At 33.9% G+C, this 1778-nt stretch carries 1 protein-coding gene; it reads right to left on the reverse strand.

Annotated elements, in window-relative coordinates; genetic code table 11:
- Positions 1 to 177: 177 nt before the first annotated feature.
- On the reverse strand, positions 178 to 1653 hold the full coding sequence (locus F6K13_RS31615) for an ABC transporter ATP-binding protein (RefSeq protein ID WP_287240785.1): 1476 nt from the start codon (positions 1651 to 1653) through the stop codon (positions 178 to 180).
- Positions 1654 to 1778 lie beyond the last annotated feature (125 nt).

Genomic DNA, 1778 nt, shown 5'->3' on the forward strand with positions numbered 1-1778 from the left:
TCAAGGGATCTAGCCATTTTTAGGGCTTTGACGTATATTTACGGACGTTGTATGTAACGTCCCTACCCACTCCCCTAGTCCTCTGTAATGTGAAAATGTAGCAAACTTTTATTGCGCTTGGTATTAGTGGGATAGGTTCATTGGTCTTTGTTGGGTTGCGCTTGCGCTTAACCCAACCTACGGCATCAATGTTTTTTTACCCGATGTCATTAATAAACCTACCTCTTCGACTGTAGCGGTGGCAGCATCTAGAATATCAATAAACTTACCTTCATATATAATGGCAATATGATCGCTCATTGCCATGACTTCTTCTAATTCTGTAGAAATATATAAGATAGCTGCCCCTTGTTGTTTTTGAGCAAGTAAAGCTTGTTGTACATATTCTGTAGCACCGATATCTAAACCACGGGTAGGTTGCATAGCTACAATTAATGTTGGTTTTCCAGAAAGTTCCCGCGCCAGAATAATTTTTTGTTGGTTTCCTCCAGAAAGTTGATTGACTTTTAACTGCGGATGACTGGCACGAATATCAAATTTTTCTATGGCATTTTTCCCATGATTATTTATTACTCCAGACTGCAAAAAACCATAACGACAAAAAGGCAAAAATCTAAACAATTTCAAAATCAAATTCCGAGCAATACTAAAACTCATAATTAACCCCATTTTCTGGCGGTCTTCGGGAATATATCCCACTTTTAAATTATCTACAAATTCGATCTTTCCTTTCTCCACAAAACGCAAACCATTAATAGCATCGGCTAATTCTCTTTGACCATTGCCATCGACTCCTGCTACTCCTAAAATTTCTCCACTATGCAATTGAAAAGATAAATTATTCACTGTGGATAAACCTTGGTCATTTTTGACTTCTATATTTTTCACTTCTAGAACAATTTTGCCTTTTTCAGCAGCAATTTTATTAGAAACTAAATTTACTTCTCGACCCACCATCATTTCAGCTAATTTATGAGTAGTAATCGCTGCTGTTTTGATGGTATCTACCACTTTTCCCCGACGTAAAACTGTGACAGTATCACAAATATTCATTACTTCTTCTAGTTTATGACTAATAAAAATAATTGTGTGATTATTTGCTGCTAACTTTCGCAAAATATTCAGCAAAGAATTTACTTCTGCTGGAGTTAAAACTGCTGTAGGTTCATCTAAAATTAAAATTTTTGCTTGACGATAAAGTACCTTGAGAATTTCTACCCGTTGCTGAATACCTATTGGTAAATCTGCTACTTTACTATTCACTGGTATTTCTAAATTATAGGCTTTTGCCATAGCGTTAATTTCTGCGGATTTTGTACTTAAATTTAGATGAATTTTTCCACTATTTCCCAAGATAATATTTTCTGTAACTGTTAATGTTGGTACTAACATAAAATGCTGATGAATCATGCCAATACCATAATTTATTGCTACACCAGGCGAGGAAATTTTTATTAGTTTATCTTCTAGATAAATTTGACCATAATCTGGTTGATATAGTCCTGATAATATATTCATTAATGTGGTTTTTCCTGCACCATTTTCTCCAAGAATAGCGTGGACAGAACCTGCTGCAATGGAAATATTAATATTATCGTTAGCAACAAATTTTCCGAAACTTTTAGTAATATTTTCTAAATGTAAATATGTCATCAAGTATTAGATAATATTTTTTTTGATTTTAATGTAATTAAAATAATTATTAGTGGCAGTTATGAATGATTTTTTGTATCCGTAGGAGGGTTGCGATCGCTACTTTTTTTTTCACTCCATAAAAA

Source organism: Okeania sp. SIO2B9 (genome assembly GCF_010672505.1).
GTDB classification, from domain to species: Bacteria; Cyanobacteriota; Cyanobacteriia; order Cyanobacteriales; family Microcoleaceae; genus Okeania; species Okeania hirsuta.